This is a genomic window from Mycobacterium asiaticum DSM 44297 (assembly GCF_000613245.1).
Taxonomy (GTDB): domain Bacteria; phylum Actinomycetota; class Actinomycetes; order Mycobacteriales; family Mycobacteriaceae; genus Mycobacterium; species Mycobacterium asiaticum.
This window is the reverse complement of sequence record NZ_HG964936.1, coordinates 265,250-286,669: the sequence shown is the minus strand read 5'-3', so window position 1 is coordinate 286,669 and position 21,420 is coordinate 265,250. Positions and strand designations below refer to the sequence as shown.

Annotated in this window: 21 protein-coding genes; 8 read left to right on the top strand and 13 right to left on the bottom strand. The window is 67.1% G+C overall.

Annotated features, from left to right (window positions below; all coding sequences use genetic code 11):
• Nucleotides 1-10: 10 nt before the first annotated feature.
• The 4 genes from BN972_RS01300 to BN972_RS01285 all read right to left on the bottom strand — a co-directional run bounded on the left by BN972_RS01300 (nucleotide 11) and on the right by BN972_RS01285 (nucleotide 3,837).
• Nucleotides 11-1,486 (bottom strand): M28 family peptidase, encoded by a 1,476-nt coding sequence (locus tag BN972_RS01300; RefSeq protein ID WP_036351990.1) that lies wholly within the window; start codon nucleotides 1,484-1,486, stop codon nucleotides 11-13.
• Entirely contained in the window at nucleotides 1,483-2,982 is a 1,500-nt protein-coding gene (locus tag BN972_RS01295) for a M28 family metallopeptidase (protein WP_036351987.1), read from the bottom strand. Before BN972_RS01295 ends, BN972_RS01300 begins: the two co-directional genes overlap by 4 nt.
• A gap of 86 nt (nucleotides 2,983-3,068) precedes the next feature.
• Entirely contained in the window at nucleotides 3,069-3,494 is a 426-nt protein-coding gene (locus BN972_RS01290) for a DUF2752 domain-containing protein (protein ID WP_036351984.1), read from the bottom strand.
• A 4-nt stretch (nucleotides 3,495-3,498) separates the two neighbouring features.
• Nucleotides 3,499-3,837 (bottom strand): CD225/dispanin family protein, encoded by a 339-nt coding sequence (locus BN972_RS01285; RefSeq protein WP_036351981.1) that lies wholly within the window; start codon nucleotides 3,835-3,837, stop codon nucleotides 3,499-3,501.
• Between the two features lie 276 nt (nucleotides 3,838-4,113).
• On the opposite strand from BN972_RS01285, the gene BN972_RS01280 reads away from it, so the two are divergent.
• Together BN972_RS01280 and BN972_RS01275 are read left to right on the top strand one after the other, a co-directional pair.
• A complete protein-coding gene (locus BN972_RS01280; protein WP_036351978.1) occupies nucleotides 4,114-4,611 on the top strand; it encodes a hypothetical protein in 498 nt (165 codons plus the stop codon).
• A gap of 158 nt (nucleotides 4,612-4,769) precedes the next feature.
• Nucleotides 4,770-5,288, top strand: a complete 519-nt coding sequence (locus BN972_RS01275; protein WP_036351974.1) for a hypothetical protein — start codon at nucleotides 4,770-4,772, stop codon at nucleotides 5,286-5,288.
• Between the two features lie 3 nt (nucleotides 5,289-5,291).
• On the opposite strand, the gene BN972_RS01270 is transcribed toward BN972_RS01275, so the two are convergent.
• From BN972_RS01270 to thiO, 4 genes are read right to left on the bottom strand one after another with little or no spacing between them, the layout of a single operon-like run.
• Complete coding sequence (locus BN972_RS01270; protein WP_036351972.1) at nucleotides 5,292-6,044, bottom strand: SGNH/GDSL hydrolase family protein; 753 nt, start codon at nucleotides 6,042-6,044, stop codon at nucleotides 5,292-5,294.
• Nucleotides 6,044-6,802, bottom strand: coding sequence for a thiazole synthase (gene thiG / locus BN972_RS01265; protein ID WP_036351970.1), 759 nt, complete (start codon nucleotides 6,800-6,802; stop codon nucleotides 6,044-6,046). The genes BN972_RS01270 and thiG overlap by 1 nt, the downstream gene beginning before the upstream one ends.
• Nucleotides 6,795-6,992: a sulfur carrier protein ThiS gene (thiS, locus tag BN972_RS01260; RefSeq protein ID WP_036351968.1), complete on the bottom strand. Its 198-nt coding sequence runs from the start codon at nucleotides 6,990-6,992 to the stop codon at nucleotides 6,795-6,797. Before thiS ends, thiG begins: the two co-directional genes overlap by 8 nt.
• Complete coding sequence (thiO, locus tag BN972_RS01255; protein WP_036351965.1) at nucleotides 6,989-7,996, bottom strand: glycine oxidase ThiO; 1,008 nt, start codon at nucleotides 7,994-7,996, stop codon at nucleotides 6,989-6,991. Before thiO ends, thiS begins: the two co-directional genes overlap by 4 nt.
• A 157-nt stretch (nucleotides 7,997-8,153) precedes the next feature.
• On the opposite strand from thiO, the gene thiE reads away from it, so the two are divergent.
• A complete protein-coding gene (gene thiE / locus BN972_RS01250; RefSeq protein ID WP_036351962.1) occupies nucleotides 8,154-8,822 on the top strand; it encodes a thiamine phosphate synthase in 669 nt (222 codons plus the stop codon).
• Here the strand turns inward: thiE and BN972_RS01245 are convergent.
• A complete protein-coding gene (locus BN972_RS01245; protein WP_036351958.1) occupies nucleotides 8,794-9,405 on the bottom strand; it encodes an NUDIX hydrolase in 612 nt (203 codons plus the stop codon). The two genes, thiE and BN972_RS01245, sit on opposite strands and share 29 nt — an antisense overlap.
• Before the next feature lie 145 nt (nucleotides 9,406-9,550).
• Between BN972_RS01245 and glnX the strand changes: the two genes are divergently transcribed.
• Genes glnX through BN972_RS01230 form a run of 3 tightly spaced genes read left to right on the top strand, consistent with a single transcriptional unit; the run spans nucleotide 9,551 to nucleotide 14,147 of the window.
• Nucleotides 9,551-10,870, top strand: coding sequence for a protein kinase G-activating protein GlnX (glnX, locus tag BN972_RS01240; RefSeq protein ID WP_036351955.1), 1,320 nt, complete (start codon nucleotides 9,551-9,553; stop codon nucleotides 10,868-10,870).
• Nucleotides 10,870-11,847, top strand: coding sequence for a glutamate ABC transporter substrate-binding protein (locus BN972_RS01235; RefSeq protein ID WP_036351952.1), 978 nt, complete (start codon nucleotides 10,870-10,872; stop codon nucleotides 11,845-11,847). Before glnX ends, BN972_RS01235 begins: the two co-directional genes overlap by 1 nt.
• A complete protein-coding gene (locus BN972_RS01230; RefSeq protein ID WP_036356200.1) occupies nucleotides 11,847-14,147 on the top strand; it encodes a serine/threonine-protein kinase PknG in 2,301 nt (766 codons plus the stop codon). Before BN972_RS01235 ends, BN972_RS01230 begins: the two co-directional genes overlap by 1 nt.
• 1 nt (nucleotide 14,148) lies before the next feature.
• Here the strand turns inward: BN972_RS01230 and BN972_RS01225 are convergent, their stop codons facing one another.
• Entirely contained in the window at nucleotides 14,149-14,487 is a 339-nt protein-coding gene (locus tag BN972_RS01225) for a hypothetical protein (protein WP_036351949.1), read from the bottom strand.
• Between the two features lie 157 nt (nucleotides 14,488-14,644).
• Between BN972_RS01225 and BN972_RS01220 the strand changes: the two genes are divergently transcribed.
• Together BN972_RS01220 and BN972_RS01215 are read left to right on the top strand one after the other, a co-directional pair.
• Nucleotides 14,645-15,952 carry a DUF1800 domain-containing protein gene (locus BN972_RS01220; protein ID WP_036351945.1) on the top strand — a complete coding sequence of 436 codons (1,308 nt, stop codon included), beginning with the start codon at nucleotides 14,645-14,647 and terminating at the stop codon, nucleotides 15,950-15,952.
• Complete coding sequence (locus BN972_RS01215) at nucleotides 15,949-17,142, top strand: DUF1501 domain-containing protein (RefSeq protein WP_036351942.1); 1,194 nt, start codon at nucleotides 15,949-15,951, stop codon at nucleotides 17,140-17,142. Before BN972_RS01220 ends, BN972_RS01215 begins: the two co-directional genes overlap by 4 nt.
• Here the strand turns inward: BN972_RS01215 and BN972_RS01210 are convergent.
• From BN972_RS01210 to fgd, 3 genes are read right to left on the bottom strand one after another with little or no spacing between them, the layout of a single operon-like run.
• Nucleotides 17,137-18,279 carry an acetate kinase gene (locus tag BN972_RS01210; protein ID WP_036351941.1) on the bottom strand — a complete coding sequence of 381 codons (1,143 nt, stop codon included), beginning with the start codon at nucleotides 18,277-18,279 and terminating at the stop codon, nucleotides 17,137-17,139. The two genes, BN972_RS01215 and BN972_RS01210, sit on opposite strands and share 6 nt — an antisense overlap.
• Entirely contained in the window at nucleotides 18,272-20,356 is a 2,085-nt protein-coding gene (gene pta / locus BN972_RS01205; protein ID WP_036351939.1) for a phosphate acetyltransferase, read from the bottom strand. Before pta ends, BN972_RS01210 begins: the two co-directional genes overlap by 8 nt.
• Complete coding sequence (fgd, locus tag BN972_RS01200) at nucleotides 20,349-21,359, bottom strand: glucose-6-phosphate dehydrogenase (coenzyme-F420) (RefSeq protein ID WP_036351937.1); 1,011 nt, start codon at nucleotides 21,357-21,359, stop codon at nucleotides 20,349-20,351. Before fgd ends, pta begins: the two co-directional genes overlap by 8 nt.
• Between the last annotated feature and the right edge of the window lie 61 nt (nucleotides 21,360-21,420).

Sequence of the window (21,420 nt, the reverse complement as noted above, 5' to 3'; positions counted from 1 at the left end):
AGGCGTAGCGCTAGGAAACTCGCGTCCGATGCCGCTTGTCGTGGGGCGTGACGCCGTTTACCCCGCCGATCGACTCCGCATAGGTGCCCACCGCGAACGCGACCCCGGCGCCCATCACGCCTAGCGCCTCGCGGTTGACCGCCTCCACCGTGTCTCGCGGGCTGCGGTAGCCAGGATCGAAGGCGGCGCCCGCCTGACCGCCCCAAAGACGCGCCTGGACAGTCGTTTTGGTCTGCGATGCGCCGGTATTCATGCCCCCGACCGGCACGCCGGCAACCAGGAATGGATGGTAATCGGTGTTGGTGTTCAACGGCATGTCGGCCGGCCGCTTGCCGGCCAGGTTCAGATAACCCGCCAGCGTGCGCTCGATACCGGCCGAACCTTCCGGCACATCTGCCGACGCCACGCCCGGGCCCGCCGGACCGGACTGATCGCCGTCGTCGGTGAAAAAGCCCGGGTTCGGGGATCCGAGCATGTCGAAATTCAGATAGAGGGCGATGTCGTTCAGCTTCGCGTTGTCGAGGCCGAACACGTAGTCCATCGAGCCGTTGAGTCCGTTCTCCGCGGCGCCCCAGAACGCGAACCGCACTGCGTTGGCCACCGGCGGCAACGGGCCCAGCTGCAGCGCCGTTTCCAGCACGGCGGCCACCCCGGATCCGGCGTTGTTGATACCGGGACTGTCCACCGGGCTGTCCAGGTGCGAGCCGACCATCACCACCTCGTCCGATGCGCCGGTCTTGGTCTGCGCCAATACATTGCGGGAGATGACCTTGACGTTCTCGGCGTCCAGCACCAGCCGCACCGTCGCGGTGCTGCGTCCCAGCGCGGCCGCCCCGGCGGCTCCGACCACCGCGACCGGCAGGGTGAGCTGGTTGTAGTAACCGGGATTGAACAGGGTGGGCGGCGCCCCCTGACCGGTGGGCTGGCTGGTCACGATAACCGCCGCCGCGCCCTTGGCCACCGCGCTGTTCTGCTTGTCGACCACCGAGCAACGGCTGTCGTCGACCACCGCGATGGCGCCCTTGGGCAACGCGGCCGGGTAGTCGGCCGCCGCACAGCCGGCCGGCTGGCTCGGCCGCACCACCTGCCCGGCCAGACCGCCCGGCGGCGTCCGGACCAGCAACGAGGCCTGGTCAACGGGAAAGCTACGGCCGGCGACGGTCAGGGTCGGCTTTCCCTCCGACACCGTGTGCAGCCGCTGGAATTGCGGTGTGGAGACTTCAAACCCCTTGTCGCGTAATGCTTTCGCGATGTAATCCACGCTCGCGTCATAGCCGGACGTGCCGGCGGCCCGGCTGCCGCGGTGGGCGTTGGCAATGTCCTGCAGGGCGCGCAGGTGCACGAACATCCCCTCCGCGGTCACCTTGGCGGCCAGGGATCGCGCCGGATCGGGCGCCACGCCCGGCGACGGATGCGACGAACGCGATGCCGAGCATGCCGCGAGCACCACGAGCGTCAGCAAAAGGACGGCGAGCCGACGCGTCATGGCTTGGCGAGCACGTGGCGCGTGCGGTCTCCAATGATCGGAACACCGTTTCGGCCGCTGAGATCCTGCGCATAAAGGGCCACGGCGTAGGCGACTCCACCACCCTGGATGCCCAGCGAGGTGCGGTCGATGTGCTCGAGGTTGTCACCCTTCTGGTGATAGTTGGGGTCGAACGGCTCGTTGGCCGCCCCGCCCCACAGCTTGGCCTGCTCGTCGGACTTCTTGCCCTCGGCGCCGGAGAACAAACCGCCCGACGGAATCCCGGCCAGGGTGAACCCGTCGTAGTCGGACCGACCATCGAAGGAAGTGTCTTGCGCGGTCTTCCCGGCCTCCTTCAGGTAGGCGACCAGAGTGCGTTCGATCCCGGCCGAGCCTTCCGGCACCACCGGCTGGCCACGTTCGTCCATCGGCAGCGACTGGTCGCCGTCGTAGGTGAAGTAGCCCGGATTCGGCGAAGCGAGCATGTCGAAATTCAGGTACAGCGCGATGTTCTTCAGACCGTCCAGGTTCAGCGACTCGACATAATTGCGCGAACCGATCAGGCCGAGTTCCTCGGCGCCCCAGAAGCCGAACCGCACCGCATTGTGTACCTGGGGCGAATTTCCAAGCTGCACAGCCGTTTCCAGAACAGCAGCCACGCCCGAGCCGTTGTCGTTGATGCCGGGCCCCTCCGGCACGCTGTCCAGGTGCGCACCGGCCATCACCACGTCCGACGTGGACCCCGTCTTGGTCTGGGCAATCACATTGCGAGCTTTGAAATCCTGGGTGTGCGCATCGAGTTTGACGGTGACGGGACCGGACTTGGCACGCAGCTGGAATCCGACGGACTTGGTGACGCTGAGTACCGGGATCTTGACATCGGTGTTTGCTCCAAGCGTGCCACCCATTGCCTGCTCGTCGACGTTGTCGATGACGATCAGCGCCGCCGCTCCGCGCTGCGCGGCGGCATCCTCCTTCTGCGCGAACTGGCACGAGCCCCGATCGACCACCACTACCGCACCCTGCACGGGCAGCCTGTCGTAGTCCGACGGTGTGCAGCCCGGACTCTCGTCGGTGGGAGCGAACAACAGCGGCCCGGTCACGCCCTCGGCCGGCGTGCCCCGGCTGTACTCCAGCGCGCGCGCCTCGGCGGTCAGGTCACCCGCCGACACCGACCCCTTCTCGGAGTGGAACACCCGGGCCGAGAACTCCGGGGTCTGCACGTCAAAACCGTGCTTGCGCAACGTTTCCACCACGTAGTCGACGCTGGCTTCATAGCCGGGGGTGCCCACGGCTCGGGTGCCGTTGTTGGCGTTGGCGATGTCCTGAAGTTTGGACAAGTGCGCCATCATCGCGTCGGTGGTGACCTTGTTGCGCAGCGTGGTGGCGAACTCGGTGGCGGATTGATTGCTGCCGCCGGACTGCTGGCTGGTGCCGCGTCCGCAGCCGGTCATCATGAGGGCGGCGATCAATACCGCAGCAAGCACCGCCGGCATCGCCTTCGATTTGTGCACCATTGCGCCCAGACTAGACCAGATGGGCCTCGAGATCGTCGCCACGCGCGAAAGCCGCATCCGCACAGGCGAATGCGGCTTTCGCATCGTTAGACGAACAGCGCGTTGAACGGCGCGAACGGCAGGTTGCGCACCACAAACCAGGCCACCACCAGCGACAGCGTCACCACCGACGCCCAGCGACTGTGTTCCCAACTGCCGATTCGCCGGCCCACCACCCGCCCGTACGTCCAGGCCAGGTAGGCCCACAGCAGCAGAACCAGCGCCGCCAGGCCGAGCGCGTTAAACCTGGCGGCCGCCAACACATTGCCGTGCAACAAGCTGTAGATCATGCGCAGGCTGCCACACCCCGGGCAATCGATGCCCAACAACGCTTTGGTGGGGCAAACCGGCAGTGGGCCGTGCGGGGTTGTCGGGTCACCCAGCCAAATGCCGACGCACGCTGCTGATGCGGCTGCGGCCACTATCAGTGGCGCACCCAGTTTCGCGGGCGTCGACCCTTGGCGGGTCACCATGGGATCAGCCCAGATTCAGGTAATCGAACGCGACCATCGCCGTGTTCACATCGGTGTTCATCGCACCCACCGCAATCAAGATGCCGTAGATGACGGCGACGACGATGCCGGCGATCACCGAGTACTTGACGAACTTCTTCGCACTGTCCGCGGCGGCCTGGGCCTCGGCGTACTGTCCCTGCGCCCACAGACCACTGACCTGGGTGGACTTGACGATCGCCACGACTCCGAGCGGAAGGCAGCAGAACAGCGTCGCCAGGATCGACCAGACCAAGTAGTTGTCCGGCTGCTGCCCCGCCGGCGGCTGCTGCGGCGGGTAACCGGGCGGTGGTGGTTGTGTCATGGATTCTCCTGATCGAAGAAGTTAGCTGGCGTGAAACGAGGCTTACCATACCGGAGACCCGACCCAACAGCACTACCAATCTGAAATTGGTGCGGGCGGCTTATCCCGTTTCGCCCCGCGGCCCACCGGCACGGGTGGACCACCATGTTGTTTCACTAAGAAACTGTTGCCCTGCAACGGATTTGACATCTGGGACCTAGGCCAGCGGATATTCTGCGATGCAGGCTAGTAACCAGGCACCTGTTCTCTGGTGCTCCCGCGAAATACACTGCGGAGATGTCTCACCGCAGAACTGTGTTGCGCGCTTCGGCCGCGGCGCTGATGGGCGGCTTGGTCTACACCGGTACGGCCACCGCGAACGCCGACCCCAATGACACCCTGGCCGCGGCATTGTCCAAGGGCTACTCGCTGAGCAACTGCACCGTCAAGGATCCGCCCCCGGGCGTGGCGGCCGCCATCAACTGCGGGCAGAACGCCGACCCGGCCGGCCCGGTCAAGGCGACCTATTTGCTGTACAACAACTCCAACGATCTCAACGCCGGATTCAGCGTCAGCATCAAGGACGAAGCCCTCACCGCGTGCGGGGACAGCGGCCAGTCACCGACCACTTGGCACCAGGGCAACGGCGGCACCGCTGGGCAGGTGGCCTGCGGCACCTACCAGGATGCCGCCGAAATCATCTGGACCACCGATGCCAAGAACGTGCTGAGTTACATCCGGGCATCCAACACCGACGTGCCGGCGCTTTATCAGTGGTGGAAAACCAACGGCTGAACAATCGGTCCGGCCGATAGGGCTCCAATAGTGTCACGAAAGACCGCTGAAGAATTCTTTGCGAAAAATATTGCGTGGTACAAAGATGGCCCTACGATTTCTATGAGCAAAGTAAGTCTTGCTTTCCGATCCGCGCCGTCAATCACAAGGAGCTACCAATGAGTCACCTCTCGCACGCGCTGCGTGGTATCACCACCGCCGCGCTCCTCAGTAGTTTCGCCTGCGTCGGCGCCGCCACCGCGTCCGCCGACCCAAGCGACGCGCTCACTTCAACACTCTCGAAGGGTTACAGCTCCAGCAATTGTTCCTCGCAACCGGTTTCGGAGGTGCAGTCGGCATTTCCCACCGTCCAGGCGGTGCTGCAGTGCGGGCAGAACTCGGACAGCACCGGGCCCGCATCGGCCAAGTACTTCCAATTTCCCAACAGCGCAGACCTGGCCAGCGCATTCACCAAGTTGATCGGCAGCGACGAGCTGACCAACTGCGGGGACGCCAAGTCGCCGACCACCTGGCACCAGGGCAGTTCGACCGAGTCGGCCGGGCAGGTCGCCTGCGGCACCGACAGCGGTAAAGCCGAAGTCATCTGGACGACCGACGCCAAAAACGTGCTGGCCTTCGTTCGCGCAGCCGACGGCAACACCGGCGCGCTCTACCAGTGGTGGCGCACCAACGGCTGAGCCCTACAACTCCGCCAGGATCAAGTCGGCGACCGCGCGCATTCCTGCCCCGTTGGGGTGCAGCGGAGCCGGCCGGAACGGTAGCGGCACACCGGGTTTGGTGGTCCACGGCCGCTCAGACCAGGCATGATGATCGCGGCTGGCCGCCGCGGCGCGCACGACCTCGCAGTCGGTCGCCGCGGCGGCCTCTGCCGTTAATCGCTCCAGCGTCGCGGCCACTCGCCGACCCAACTCGGCGTGCTCGGGACCCAGCGGCGGCGACGGCTGACCCGTGGGCGGCAGGATGGTCAGGTAGTCGACGAACAGCACCCGGGCCTGCGGTGCACCCCGCCGGACCGCGCGACCCACCTCGCAGAGCGAGCCGTAAACCTCGGTCAGGGCACGGTCGCGCGCGACATCGTCGAGCAGTTCACCGGTGAGTCCGCCCAGTAGGCGCCGCACCAACCCCGGCAATGACGCAGTCATCAACAGCGGAACGTAACCCACGTCGTTGCCGCCGATCGTGACGGTGACCAGCGTCTCCGATCCGTTCAGCGCGGTGATCTGGGGTGGCGTGCCGTGCTGACGCTCGCGAAGGACGTGGGCGGTGGTGGCACCGGAATAGGTGACATCGGTCAGGTCCAGACCGGCGCGCTCGGCGACCAGATGCGGGTAGTTGCGGGCCGATCTGCCCGCCCGCCACGGTGCGCCCGTCGCCCGCGGCCGAATGCCGGGGCCCGCCGCCATCGAACTGCCCAGCGCGACATAGCGTCCCATCACCGGGAGGGGCTGGACGCCTGCGCCCAGAAGCGTTTCGGGATCCGCCCGGCCCGCCGGGCCAGGTATCCGGCGGTGACCGCGGCCGCCATCGCGGCAGCCATCGCGGGCGGGTCGGCCGCGCGGGTGACCGCGGTGGCCAACAGCACGGCGTCGCAACCTAATTCCATGGCCAGCGCGGCATCGCTGGCCGTGCCGATGCCGGCATCCAGCACCACTGGAACTTCGGCGCGGGCCACGATCATCTCGATGTTGTGCGGGTTGGTGATTCCCAGGCCGGTGCCGATCGGCGCACCCAGCGGCATCACCGCGGCGCAACCGGCGTCCTCCAGCCTGCGCGCCAGCGCCGGGTCGTCGTTGGTGTAAGGCAGCACCACGAACCCGTCGTCTACCAATTGTTCGGCCGCCTTGACCAATTCAACGGCGTCGGGTAGCAGGGTGCGTTCGTCGGCGATGACTTCGAGCTTGACCCAATTGGTGCTCAACGCTTCACGCGCCAGCTGCGCCGTCAACACCGCCTCGGCGGCGCTGCGGCAACCGGCCGTGTTGGGCAGCGGCGTGATGCCAAGCTTGTTCAGCAGGTCGAGCAACCCGGTGCCGCCCTCGGCGTCGACGCGGCGGATAGCCACGGTGGTCAGCTCGGTACCCGAGGCGACCAGCGCCTCCTCCAGCACCGCCAGGTTGGTCGCTCCCCCGGTGCCCATGATGAGCCGCGAGGCGAAACTACGGTCGGCGATAGTAAGTTTCGAATCAGCCACCCTGCACCGCCGTCACTACCTCGAGTTGTGCCCCATCGGAAAGCGTTGTGGCCCAACCGGATCGCGGTAGCACCGTGGCGTCCAGCGCCACCGCGATGCCGCGATTCGGGAAACCCATCGACTGCAGCAGCGCCGCGACGGTGGTCTGCTCGTCCACCTCGACCCGCTGCTCGTTCACCACCACGATCACGAGTGCGCTCCCACCGGAATCAGTTCGGACACAATCTGCTCGGCGGTCCAGGGGGCCAGCAGGAACCCCGATCGGCCGTGGCCGGTGGCCACCAACGTCCGCTCGTCCAACCGCTGCACGATCGGCAGATTGTCCGGGGTCATCGGACGCAGCCCGGCGGCGCACTCGGCCAGTTCGTACTCGCCCAGCGCCGGCAACACCGCGCACGCGTCGTCGAGCAGGTCGCGTATCCCCGACACCACCGGCGCGGTGTCGCGGCCGTGTTCGTACTGGGTGGCGCCCACCACCACGCCGTCCACACGCGGCACCAGATACACCTGCCGCCCGTGCACCCGGGCCCGAACCACCCGTTGCGGCAACGGCATGCAGCCCTTTCGCCAGCGCAACCGCAGCACCTCGCCCTTCACCGCGCGGACGGGCAGCCCCGGCCACAATGCCGGTGCATCGATCCCGTTGGCAATCACCACGGTGTCGCCTTGCGCGGCTGCGGTGTCCCGCACCGGGCCCGCCGACCGCACGCCGAGTCGCTCGCACTCGCGGCTCAACCCCGCCAGGACGGCGCGATTGTCCACCGCCAGCTCGGTCGGTGCCCGGAATCCGTGCCGAATACCTTGCGCCAGAAGAGGTTCCACGTCACGGGCGGCCGACTCCCACTCCACCGGATGTCCCTGGCCGGACAACCAGTCCGCCACGGTCCGCAGCTCGGCGACGTCGGCCCGGTCGACCCCGACCACCAACGACTCGTGTGCGGTCACCGCCTGGGAGCCCAGCCCGTCGAGAAAGCCGCCCTCCCGCCACAGCCGCAGGGATTCCAGGCCCAGCCGCAACAGCCGCTCTTCGCCGGGCCAGCCCTCGCTGTGCGGGGCCAGCATTCCCCCGGCGACCCAGGAGGCGCCCTGGTCGTCGCAACGGTGCAAGGTCACCGACAAGCCAGCCTGCGCGGCCCGGCGGGCCACCGACAGCCCGATGACGCCGCCGCCTATGACGGCCAACGAGTTGGTCATCGTTCGCTCCCTTCGCCGGCATGATCCGGATCAGGTGTGACGGTCAGGACAGGTCCTCGACAGAGGGTGTGCCCACTCTCAGCCCCGCTGGTCCCGGGACTCCCGTGTGTTCAACGTGTGTTCCTCGGGGTCCACGCTAGCGCGCTAACGTCGCGGTGTGCAGCCTCCCCTCGCCCGCCTCTCCGCAGCACGGTTGTATCTGTGCACCGATGCCCGCCGGGAACGGGGCGATCTGGCCGAGTTCGCCGACGCCGCGCTCGCCGGGGGGGTCGACATCATCCAGCTGCGCGACAAGGGTTCGCCCGGTGAGCGGCGGTTCGGTCCGCTGGAGGCGCGCGACGAGCTGGCAGCCTGCGAGATCCTGGCCGACGCCGCCCGCAGGCACGGCGCCCTGTTCGCGGTGAACGACCGCGCCGACATCGCGCGGGTGGCCGGCGCCGACATCCTGCACCTGGGCCAGAACGACCTGCCGCTGCCCGCCGCGCGGGACATCGTCGGCCCCGACACGGTGCTGGGCCTGTCCAGTCACGACCCACAGCAGGCCGCGCGGGCGGCCGCCGCGGCCGACTACTTCTGTGTCGGACCGTGCTGGCCCACCCCGACCAAGCCGGGCCGCGCGGCGCCCGGGCTGGGCCTGGTGCGTGCCACCGCGGGATTTGGCACCGGCAAGCCCTGGTTCGCGATCGGGGGCATCGATGCCTCCCGTCTGTCGCAGGTGCTCGAAGCCGGAGCCCGTCGCGTCGTGGTGGTGCGCGCCATCACCGCCGCCCAGGACCCTCAGGCCGCGGCGCGACAGCTCAGTTCGGCGCTTGCAGCAGTGCGCTGATGTTCTGGCTGAGCTGGGACGGCGCCTGTTCCGCGGCACCCGGCATGCACCAGTAGAACTGCTCGCCGTGTTCGAGGGTCCGGGGCACGTCGTCGTGCTGGGCTACGGTGACCGCCGTGGTGCGCAGCCGCTCCCAGCTGGCCGCGAATCCGGGATGCAACGGCAGGCCGGCGACCTCGTCCTCACCGACCCAGCGCAGTTCCGCGCTTTCCCCGTTGGGCACGGTGTCCAGCATCTCGTCGGCATCGGCGACGACAGTCGTGTAGCTCCACCGGGTGCCGCCCATACCCGCGATCTCCGCGGTCACCAGCGTCGCCCGGACGGTGACCCGCCGCGCATCCAGCCCCGCCTCTTCGTGGGCTTCGCGCACCGCGGTCTGCTCGGGAGTCTCATGGCTGTCCCGTGCACCGCCGGGCAACCCCCAGGTTCCGCCCTGGTGGCTCCACACCGCCCGATGCTGCAGCAACACCGCCGGGGTGCCGTCCGGTCGGGGGGCCCGCAACAACAGCCCGGCCGCGCCGAATCTGCCCCAGTAATGTGCGCCGCGCTCGGAGATCACCCATCCGTCACCGTCGCCCCGCACGGATTCAGGATATGCAGCCCGGCGGAGGTCGGCGTGGCGAACCCGCGCGGGCAATTGGCTCCGCCTCCCCCATCCGTCGGCACTTGCTCTTAGAATTTGCTTATACGGGTTCGTAAAATGGCCGAAAGATGAGGGCTGAGCAAACGTGACGGTTGAGCTGGCGCACCCGTCGACCGAGCCACTGGGATCGCGCTCGCCCGCCGAACCGGCTCATCCGCGCTGGTGGTTCATTTCCACGACGCCCGGCCGGATCCTGACCATCGGAATCGTGCTGGCCGCGTTGGGCGTCTCCAGCGCCTTCGCCACCTCGACCACAATCAACCACCGACAGCAAGTGTTGACCACGGTGCTCGAGCACACCGAGCCGTTGTCGTTCGCGGCCGGACAGCTTTACACGACGCTGTCGGTCGCCGATGCCGCCGCGGCCACCGCGTTCATCGCCCAGGCCGAACCGCGGGCGGTCCGGCTCCGCTACGAGCAGGCCATCACCGACGCCTCGGTGGCGGTGACCCGGGCCTCCAGTGGGTTGACCGACGAATCGCTGGTGCAGCTGCTCGGCCAGATCAACGCCGAACTGGCCGTCTATACCGGGCTGGTGGAGATAGCCCGCACCAATAACCGGGCGGGCAATCCGGTCGGTTCGTCGTACCTGTCGGAGGCCTCGGGCCTGATGCAGAACACGATCCTGCCCAACGCGCAACGGCTGTATCAGGCGACGTCGGCGCGGGTGGACAGCGAAACCACCGCATCCACCCAGATACCGGCCCCGGTAATCCTCGTCGTGACCACGACCGTGGTGTTCGGTGCCTTCTGCCATCGATGGCTGGCCCGGCGTACCCGGCGTCGCATCAACCCCGGCCTGGTGGTCGGCGGTCTCGGTATCCTCATCATGGTGGTGTGGGTGGGGACAGCGCTGACGATCTCGACGACGGCCAGCCGTAGTGCGAAGGACACCGCGGCCGAGTCGTTGAAGACCGTCACGAACCTGGCCATCACGGCGCAGCAGGCGCGGGCGGACGAGACGCTGTCGTTGATCCGGCGTGGCGACGAAGAGGTGCGCAAGCAGGCCTTTTATCAGCGCATCGACGCCATGCACCGTCAGCTGGACGCCTACATGGCGCGCGATGACGCGGTCGACAAGCCCGACCTGCAGGGTGCCGGCCAGCTGCTGATCCGCTGGCAGCAGGCCAACGACCGGATCAATGCCTTCATCTCGGTGGGCAACTACCGCGCGGCCACCCAGGTGGCGCTCGGCAAGGGCGAGGACGACTCCACCCCGGCGTTCGACAAGCTCGACGAAGCGCTGACCAAGACCATCGAGCAAAGTCGCAACCATTTGCGAAACGACGTGCTGAACGCCAAACGTGGATTGGCCGGGGCGCAGGTCGGCGCCGTGGTACTCAGCCTCGGTGCCGCCATTGCGGTCGCCCTGGGCCTGTGGCCCCGGCTGAAAGAGTACCGGTGATGAAGCGGCTGCCCCGACTCCGGCGGGCGGCCGGGCTGCTCGGCGTCGCGGCCCTGCTGGCCGGTTGCGGCCACTCCGAACCGCTCAAGGCCGAGGTGACCCCCACGCTGCCGCAGCCGACCCCGGTCGGCATGGAAGTCCTGCCGATCGAGGCGCCGCTGCCGGCGAACAACACCGGCCAGGATTGCAACCCCACCGCGAGCCTGCGACCGTTCCCGAACAAGGCCGACGCCGACGCCGCGGTCGCCAACATCCGCAGCCGTGGCCGGCTGATCGTCGGCCTGGACATCGGCAGCAACCTGTTCAGCTTCCGCGACCCCATCACCGGTGAGATCACCGGCTTCGACGTCGACATCGCCGGCGAGGTGGCCCGGGACATCTTCGGCGGCCCCAACCACGTCGAGTACCGCATCCTGTCGGCCGACGAACGCATCACGGCACTGCAGCGATCGCAGGTCGACGTCGTGGTCAAGACCATGACCATCACCTGCGAACGCCGCAAGCTGGTGAACTTCTCCACCGTCTACCTCGACGCCAACCAGCGCATCCTGGCCCCGCGCGACTCGAGCATCGCCAAGGTGGCCGACTTGTCCGGCAAACGCGTGTGCGTCGCGCGCGGCACCACCTCGCTGCAACGGATCCGCGAGATCGCACCGCCGGCGATCATCGTCTCGGTGGTGAACTGGGCGGACTGCCTGGTGGCGATGCAGCAGCGCCAGATCGACGCGGTGAGCACCGACGACTCGATCCTGGCCGGCCTGGTGGAGGAAGATCCGTACCTGCACATCGTCGGTCCGAACATGGCCACCCAGCCGTACGGCATCGGGATCAACCTGGACAACACCGGACTGGTCCGGTTCGTCAACGGCACCCTGGAACGCATCCGCACCGACGGAACCTGGAACACCTTGTACCGCAAGTGGTTGACGGTGCTCGGGCCCGCGCCGCTACCGCCGCAGCCGAGGTACCTGGACTGATGGCCAAACCCTCCAAAGCGGATCAGCAGGACGAACTGACCCCGACCGAACAGGACGAGTCGGCCGGCGGCCAGGCTGCCGACGCGCAGACCGGCGCGACCGCGACGACGGGGAGCCGGCCGCAGGCCACGCAGGCGCTGTTCCGACCGGATTTCGACGACGATGACGACGACGACTTCTCCATCTCACTGGGCAACCTCGACACCCAGCCGCAGGACCGGATGCCGGGGGCGACGAGAGCGCTTCCGGCCGTGCGGCGCCTGGGCGGTGGCCTGGTAGAGATTCCGCGGGTTCCGGACATCGACCCGCTCAAGGCTCTGATGACCAATCCGGTTGTGCCGGAATCGAAGAGGTTCTGCTGGAACTGCGGCCGGCCGGTCGGCCGGTCCGGCTCGGAGGGCAAAGGTTCTAAAGAGGGCTGGTGCCCGTATTGCGGCAGTCCGTATTCCTTTGTGCCCCAGCTCAGTCCGGGTGACGTGATCGCCGGCCAGTACGAGGTCAAGGGCTGCATCGCCCACGGCGGCCTGGGCTGGGTGTATCTCGCGGTGGACCACAACGTCAACGACCGTCCGGTCGTGCTCAAAGGGCTGGTGCACTCCGGCGACGCGGAGGCGCAGGCCATCGCGATGGCCGAGCGGCAGTTCCTGGCCGAGGTCGTACACCCCTCGATCGTGCAGATCTTCAACTTCGTCGAACACAACGACAAGCACGGCGACCCGGTCGGGTACATCGTCATGGAGTACATCGGCGGGCAGTCGCTCAAGCGCGGCAAGGGCGAAAAGCTGCGGGTCGCCGAAGCGATCGCATACATCCTCGAAATCCTGCCCGCGCTGAGCTATCTGCATTCCATCGGCCTGGTCTACAACGACCTGAAGCCGGAGAACATCATGCTCACCGAGGAGCAGCTGAAGCTCATCGACCTGGGTGCGGTGTCGCGGATCAACTCGTTCGGCTACCTGTACGGAACCCCCGGCTACCAGGCGCCGGAAATCGTGCGCACCGGCCCGACGGTCGCCACCGACATCTACACCGTGGGACGCACGCTGGCGGCGTTGACGCTGGATCTGCGGACCCGCAACGGCCGCTATGTCGACGGGTTGCCCGACGGCGACCCGGTGCTGACCAAATACGACTCGTTCGGCCGGTTGCTGCGCCGCGCCATCGACCCCGATCCGCGTCGGCGTTTCAGCAGCGCGGAGGAGATGTCCGCGCAGTTGATGGGTGTGCTGCGCGAGGTGGTCGCCCAGGACACCGGTATCTCGCGCCCCGGCCTGTCCACGGTCTTCAGTCCCAGCCGTTCCACCTTCGGGGTGGACCTGCTGGTCGCCCACACCGACGTATACCTGGACGGCCAGGTGCATTCGGAGAAGCTGACCGCGAAGGAGATCGTGACCGCACTATCGGTGCCGCTGGTGGATCCGGCCGACGTGGCCGCACCGGTGCTGCAGGCGACGGTGCTCTCCCAGCCGGTGCAGACGCTGGATTCGTTGCGGGCGGCGCGGCACGGGTCGTTGGACGCCGAAGGCCTCGACCTGTCGGAGTCCGTCGAGCTGCCACTGATGGAGGTGCGTGCGCTGCTCGACCTGGGCGACGTCAGCAAGGCCGCCCGTAAGCTCGATGACCTCGCCGAGCGTGTTGGCTGGCAGTGGCGGTTGATCTGGTACAAGGCCGTCGCCGAGCTGCTCACCGGCGACTACGACTCTGCCATCAAGCATTTCACCGAGGTGCTCAACACCTTCCCCGGCGAGCTGGCGCCGAAGCTGGCCTTGGCCGCCACCGCCGAGCTGGCCGGAAGAACCGACGAGCAGAACTTCTACCAGACGGTGTGGAACACCAACGACGGAGTGATCTCGGCGGCCTTCGGGTTGGCCAGAGCCCGTTCCGCGCAAGGCGATCGCGAGGGGGCGGTTCAGACCCTGGACGAAGTACCGCCCACCTCAAGGCATTTCACCACTGCCCGGCTGACCAGCGCGGTGACCCTGCTGTCCGGCCGGTCGCAGAGCGAGATCACCGAGGAGCAGATCCGCGACGCCGCCCGGCGGGTGGAGGCGCTGCCACCGACCGAGCCTCGGGTGTTGCAGATCCGCGCCCTGGTGCTGGGCGGGGCGATGGACTGGCTGCAGGACAACCAAAATAAGGCCAGCACCAACCACATTCTGGGTTTCCCGTTCACCGACCACGGCCTACGGCTCGGTGTCGAGGCGTCGCTGCGCAAGCTGGCTCGGGTTGCGCCGACCCAGCGGCACCGCTACACGCTGGTGGACATGGCCAACCAGGTGCGGCCCACCAGCACGTTCTAGGTCAGGGTGCGGGCGGAGCGTCCGCCGGAATCGCCCCGTTGCAGCCGCCGGGTGGCGGCGGACCAGGCATCGGCTCGTCACCGCCGACACAGTCGTAATAGAACTGCGGTCCGACCATCCAGGTCTTCATCCACTGGTGCCAAAACGACCCGTCGGGATATTTCTCGCCGTCACACACGGCCAATTGGCCCCACCCCCAACGGCCGCCCGGGCACCAGCCCTTCGTCATGTCGGGCTGGTGCGGGTCGGGCGGATCTGCGACGGCAATCGCGGGAGAAAACAGCAACGCCGCTGCACAACCCAATATTGCAGCGCCTTGGCGACCAGGCTTGAACTTCATTTCGACTCCTTTGAAACGTCGAACAATACAGCCGATTCAGGTGGGCAATGCAACTCGCTGATATCAAAAGCGGACATTAGCAGCGGTGAATTATCGGCGTCACGAATAGCGCCTTCCCTCAGCAAAAACATAGGTTCAACGGCGACAGTGGGACACTATGGCCGGGCAGTCCCCGCGGTGGATCATGACGGCCCGCGTGCTGCGCCGGACCGGGTTCGGGGCCACCGGGCCCGAGATCGACGCGGTGGCCGGGCAGTACTGGCCCAGTTACGTCGACACCGTGCTCGACGCGGATCCCGATGCGGACCGCGGTGCCGTCGCGACACCGATGCCGACGCTCACGCCGCCGCAACCGCCGGGCAGGGGCGCCACACCCGCGGCCCGCACCCAGTACCGGCGGCAACTCGCAGAACAGAACGATCAATTGGTCCGATGGTGGCTGGCCCGCATGGTCGCCGTGGAGGTGCCCACGCATGAGAAGCTGACCCTGTTGTGGCACAACCACTTTGCCACCTCAGCTCAGAAGGTTCGGGTGGCGGCGTACATGGCTGCGCAGAACCAGAAGCTGCGCACCCTGGCCCTGGGCGACTTTCGCACGCTTGCCTTCAGCATGCTGACTGACGCCGCGATGCTGCGCTGGCTGGACGGACAACTGAACACCGCGAAAGCCCCCAACGAGAACCTGGCCCGCGAATTCATGGAGCTGTTCGCGCTGGGCCACAACAACGGCTACTCCGAGGACGATGTGCGCGCGGGCGCGCGGGCGCTGACCGGCTGGACTATCGGCGACGGCCAGCCGGTTCTGGTGCCGCGGCGCTACGACCCAATGCCAAAGACGCTCTTCGGCAACACCGGTGATTTCGATGCGGACGGTTTCTGCGATGCCGTTCTGGCACAGCCGCAGTCGGCGGCCTACGTTGCCGGGCGGCTGTGGCAACAACTGGCCTCGGACGAGCCGGCGTCGCCCTCGGCGCTGGACCGCATCGTCGCCGCCTACGGCGTGCGGCGCGACCTCAAGGCCCTGACGCGCGCCATCCTGGTCGACGACGAATTCACCGCCGCCCGAGCGACCGTCGTCAACGCCCCGGTCGAATGGCTGGTCGGTGTGGTCCGGACACTCAAGGTCTCCGTTGATGCCCACGCCAAGTTGCTCGACGCGACGCTCAAGGCGCTGGGACAGCGGCTGTTTTTCCCTACCGACGTCAACGGCTGGCCCCGCGGCCAGGTTTGGCTGTCCACCGCGTCGGCGCGCACCCGGCTGCGCGCCGCGATCGCGCTGGCGCGAGACGCCGACCTGTCCCTGGTGGACGGCGCGTCCGCCGGCGAACGCATCGACGCGGTCGGCTACCTGATCGGCGTGGGCGCCTGGACCGATCGGACCATCGAGGCGCTGCAACCGCTGATCCGCAGACCGGCGCAATTGGTTGCCGCCGCGGTCAACACACCGGAGTACCTGACCTCATGAATCGCCGCAGGTTTCTCACCGCCGGCGCGGGTGTCGGTGCGATCGGGTTGCTATCCGGCACCGTCGCCGTCGGTTGGGACGATCTATTGCACGCAGCCCACGAGCGACCGCTGACCGACAACGTCGGCATCCTGGTGATCGTCACTCTGTACGGCGGCAACGACGGTATCAACACGGTGATTCCCTACGCGGACAACGCCTATCACGACGCCCGCCCGGAATTGGCCTATGACCCCGAACACGTCCTGCGGCTCGACGCACAGCTCGCGCTGAATCCCGCGCTGTCCGGCCTTGCTCAACTCTGGCAGCAACGGCAACTGGCAATCGTGCGGGGCGTGGGCTATCCCAAACCCGATCACAGCCACTTCCGCTCCATGGACATCTGGCAGACCGCATCACCGGCCGAACCGGTACCGACCGGCTGGATCGGGCGGTGGCTGGATGCCACCGGGGACGACCCGCTGCGGGCGGTGCACATCGGCAGCGTGTTACCCCTGGTAGCGGTCGGCGAAAAGCACACGGCGGCAGCGCTGTCGACGAACACACTGCCGGCCGGACGGGCCGGCCGGACGGACATGTTCCAATCGACGATCCAGGCCCTGGGGATCGACGACCCCACCGACACACCCGCGATGGCCGCCGTGCGCCGGTCCTATCGTGCCGCGCGAACCACCGAGGCGGCCTTCGGGCCGATCACCGCACAACAGGACGAAAACAACGCCCTGGCAAGCCGCTTGAGCATGGTTGCCGCCGCGATCCTCGCCCGCGTGCCGACCCGGGTGTACCTGGTGCACCTCGGCGGTTTCGACACCCACGCGCAGGAGCGCGGGACCCAGCAGCGGCTACTGCGGACCTTCGACGAAGCGGTCAGCGGCTTCCTGCAGAAGATGACCCCCGATCCCTGTGGCCGCAACGTCGTAGTGCTGGGTTACTCCGAGTTTGGGCGGCGGGTGGCGGCCAACGCATCGCAGGGCACCGATCACGGCACCGCCGGGCCGGTCTTCGTCGCCGGCGCTCGAGTCAGGGGCGGGTTCTACGGCCAGGAGCCGAGCCTCACCGACCTCGATCACGGAGACCTGAAGTACACCACCGATTTCCGCGATGTCTACCACGACCTGCTGGTCCACACGCTGACCACCGACCCCACGCCGTCGGTGGGACCCGGTCGGTCCGGGATCGGGTTTCTATAGGACGCTGACGCAGTCGCGGGCGATGGCCAGTTCCTCGTCGGTCGGGACCACCAGGATCGCAATCGGCGAATCGTCGGTGGAGATGCGCCGCGTCCCGGAGCCCGTGGCGTTGCGTTCCTCGTCCAACTCGATACCCAGTTCCAACAGGCCCGCCAGCGCATCCCGCCGCACCGTCGCGGCGTGCTCGCCGATCCCCGCGGTGAAGCTCACCACATCGGTGTGACCCAACACCGCAAGGTAGGCACCGATGTATTTGCGCAGTCGGTGGATGAACACGTCATATGCGAGTTTGGCTGCGGCGTCGCCCGATTCGATCATCGACCGCAGCCGGCGAAAGTCCCGCTCGCCCGCCAGGCCCTGCACCCCGGACTTCTTGTTCAGCATCGATTCGATCTCGTCGACGTCCATCTTCGCGGTGCGCCACAGATAGCTGTAGACACCGGGGTCGATGTCGCCGCTGCGGGTGCCCATGACCAGACCTTCCAAGGGCGTCAAACCCATTGATGTCTCGACCGGCCGGCCACCGACGATCGCGGACGCCGATGCCCCGTTGCCCAGGTGCAGCACAATCTGATTCACACTCTCCAGCGGCACACCCAGGAATTGGGCGGCCTGCTGGCTGACGTACTCGTGCGAGGTGCCGTGGAAGCCGTACCGTCGAATGTCCCACTTCTCGGCCAACTCCCGCTCGATGGCATAGGTCGCCGCCGCCGGGGGCAGGTGATGGAAGAACGCCGTATCGAACACCGCTATGTGCGGGACGTCGGGCAGCAGTTTGCGGGCCACCTCGATGCCCTGCAGTGCGGGCGGGTTGTGCAGCGGCGCCAGTGCGGACAGCTTCTGCAGCTCGGCGATCACCTCGTCATCGATCCGGGTCGGCCGATGAAACCTCTTGCCTCCGTGCACCACCCGGTGTCCGACGGCGACCAGCCCACAGTGCTTCAGATCGATCCCGTCGTCGGCCAGCAGATCGAAGGCGCGACGCAACGCGGCATCGTGGTCGGCGACATCCGACGATGGCTCCCCGATCTGTTCGACGCTGCCGCTGAACCGCGACGCTCCGGAGTCGGGGTCCACGAGCTGGAATTTCAGCGACGACGAGCCGGAGTTGATCACCAGCACCAGCCGGTCAGCCATGGACGTCCTGCGCCTGAATCGCCGTGATCGCAACGGTATTGACGATGTCTTCGACCAGCGCACCGCGGGACAGATCATTGACCGGCTTGCGTAACCCCTGCAGTACCGGGCCCACCGCTATCGCGCCGGCCGACCGCTGCACCGCCTTGTAGGTGTTGTTGCCGGTATTGAGGTCCGGGAAGATCAGCACGGTGGCGCGCCCGGCCACCGGCGAATCCTTCATCTTGGTCGCAGCGACCGACGGGTCCACCGCCGCGTCGTATTGAATAGGCCCTTCCACCAGCAGGTCCGGCTGCCGGGACCGCACGAGTTCGGTTGCCTCCCGGACCTTTTCAACATCCTCACCGGAACCCGAGGTACCGGTGGAGTAGGACAGCATGGCCACCCGCGGCTCGATGCCGAACTGCGCGGCCGTGCGCGCCGAGGAGATCGCGATGTCGGCGAGCTGCTCGGGTGACGGGTTCGGCACGATCGCGCAGTCACCGTAGGCCAGCACCCGGTCGGGCAGACACATCAGGAAGATGCTGGACACCGTCGAGACGTCTTGAACCGTACGGATGATCTCCAGCGCCGGCCGTACGGTGTGCGCGGTGGTGTGCACGGCACCGGACACCATGCCGTCGACAAGCCCGTTGTACACCAGCATGGTGCCGAAGTAGGTTGCGTCGTGGATGATTTCGCGTGCGTGCTCCAGTGTGACGCCCTTCGCCTTGCGAAGTTCGGCGTATTGTTCGGCGAACTGCTCATGTAGGTCACTGGTGCGCGGGTCGATCACCGTCGCGTCGTCCAGGCAGACGCCGAGTTCGGCTGCGCGCAACCGCACCTGGGCTTCGTCGCCCAGGATCGTCAGGTCGGCGACGGAGCGTTGCAGTAACCGGCCCGCCGACTTGAGGATCCGATCGTCCTCGCCCTCGGGCAGCACGATGCGCTGGCGGTCCGCTCGGGCCCGTTCCTGCAGCTGGTGGGTGAACATCTGCGGTGTGGTGACCGTCGGAATCGGAATGGTGAGTTGTTCGAGCAGGTCGGTGATGTCGACATGGCGGCCCATCAACTCCAGCGCAGTGTCGATTTTGCGCTGCGAGCTTGCGGTCAGCCGACCGCGAGCCGAGGCTGCCGCGCTGGCCGTGTCGTATGTCCCCAGGTCGGTGGCGATGATCGGCAGGCGCAGCCGCAACCCTTCGACCAGGGCCGCGATGGACGGATGCAGCTCGAAGCCGCCATTGAGGACGATGCATGACAACGACGGAAACCCTTGAGCCGCATGGGCGCTGGCCACCGCGAGCACCACGTCCGAGCGGTCACCGGGAGTGATTACCGCCATCCCGTCGCGCAGCCGTTCCAGCACGTGGTCGGCGGTCATCCCCGCGACCAGCACACCCATCACCTCGCGCTGGGCCAGCGGTGCGTCACCGCGCACCGGCGTCCCGTTCACCGCCTCGGTCAATTCGGCCACCGTCGGCGCGGCCAGCAGCGGCTCCTCGGGCAACACGTAACCGCGTGGCGTGAACTCTTCCAATGCTTCGGCGACCGATGCCAGTTCGGCCGGGTCACAACGGTTGGCCACCACGGCCGCGGCGTGCGCGCGTTGCGCGGACAGCTCGGCCAGACATACGTCGACGACGGCGGCGATCTCGTCGGGGGTGCGGTCCTTGGCGCGAACGGTCAGCAGCACCGGCGCGCCCAGATTCACCGCGATCCGGGCGTTGACCGACAATTCGGCCGGGGTGCCCACGTCGGAGTAGTCGCTGCCGACGATCACCACGGCGTCACACTCCTGTGCCAGCGCGTGGTACCGGTCGACGATCGTGGCGATCGCGCCATCTCGGTCATCGTGCAATTGCTGATAGGTGACGCCCGCGCACTGCTCGTAGGGCAGAGCCGCGGTGGAGTGCTCCAGCAGCATCTCGAGAATGTAGTCCGGGTCCGGGCCGGGCCGGGTAATCGGCCGGAACACACCGACTTTGGCGACGGTGGCGGCCAGCCGGTGCAGCAGCCCCAGCGCAATGGTCGACTTGCCGGTCTCGGGTTCGGGTGCAGCGATATAGATGCTGGCCGGGACGGCCTGGCCATCAGCCAAGTTTGCGCAACCTCGGCGCGAGATCCTTTTCGAACAGCTCCAGGAAGCGGCGCTGGTCGTGTCCGGGCGCGTGGAAGACCAGGTGATTCAGGCCCCACGTCACGTACTGACCGACCTTCTCCACGGCTTCGTCGGGGTCGGATGCCACGATCCAGCGTTTCGCGATCTGCTCGATCGGTAGCGCGTCGGCGGCCTTTTCCATTTCGATAGGGTCGTCGATGCTGTGCTTCTGCTCGGCCGAGAGCGACAGCGGCGCCCAGAATCGGGTGTTCTCCAGAGCCAGGTCCGGGTCCGTGTCGTAGGAGATCTTGATCTCGATCATCTTGTCGATCTCGTCGATGTTGCGGTCGTTGATCGCCGCGCCCTCCTTGACCGCCGGGATCAGCTTCTCGGTGTAGAGCTCTTCGCCCTTGCCGGAGGTGCAGATGAAACCGTCGCCGGCGCGGCCCGCGTACTTGGCCACCGCAGGGCCACCGGCGGCGATGTACACGGGTACGCCACCCTCGGGCACGTCGTAGATCGAGGCGCCCTTGGTCCGGTAGTACTCGCCGTCGAAGTCGACGCGGTCACCGCGCCACAACTCGCGCATCAGTCGGACCGACTCACGCAGCCGAGCGAAGCGCTCCCTGAATTCCGGCCAGTCGCCCTCGTATCCGGTGGCGATCTCGTTCAGCGCCTCGCCGGTGCCCACACCGAGGAAGATGCGGTTCGGGTAGAGGCACGACATGGTCGCGAAGGCCTGCGCGATCACGGCGGGGTTGTACCGGAACGTGGGTGTGAGCACCGAGGTGCCCAGCTGCAGCCGCTCGGTGCGTTCGCCGACGGCGGTCATCCAGGCCAGGGAGAACGGCGCGTGTCCGCCCTTGTGCCGCCACGGCTGGAAGTGGTCGCTGACGGTGGCGCTGTCCATGCCGTGCGCTTCGGCAAGAACGGCCAGTTCGACGAGCTCACGGGGTGCGAATTGCTCAGCGGACGCTTTGTATCCGAGTTTCAGTTCAGCCACCAGTCTTTTCTACTCCTACCCATTTGGTCGCGACCCGCTGCGCCCGGCTTCGCCGCGCTTG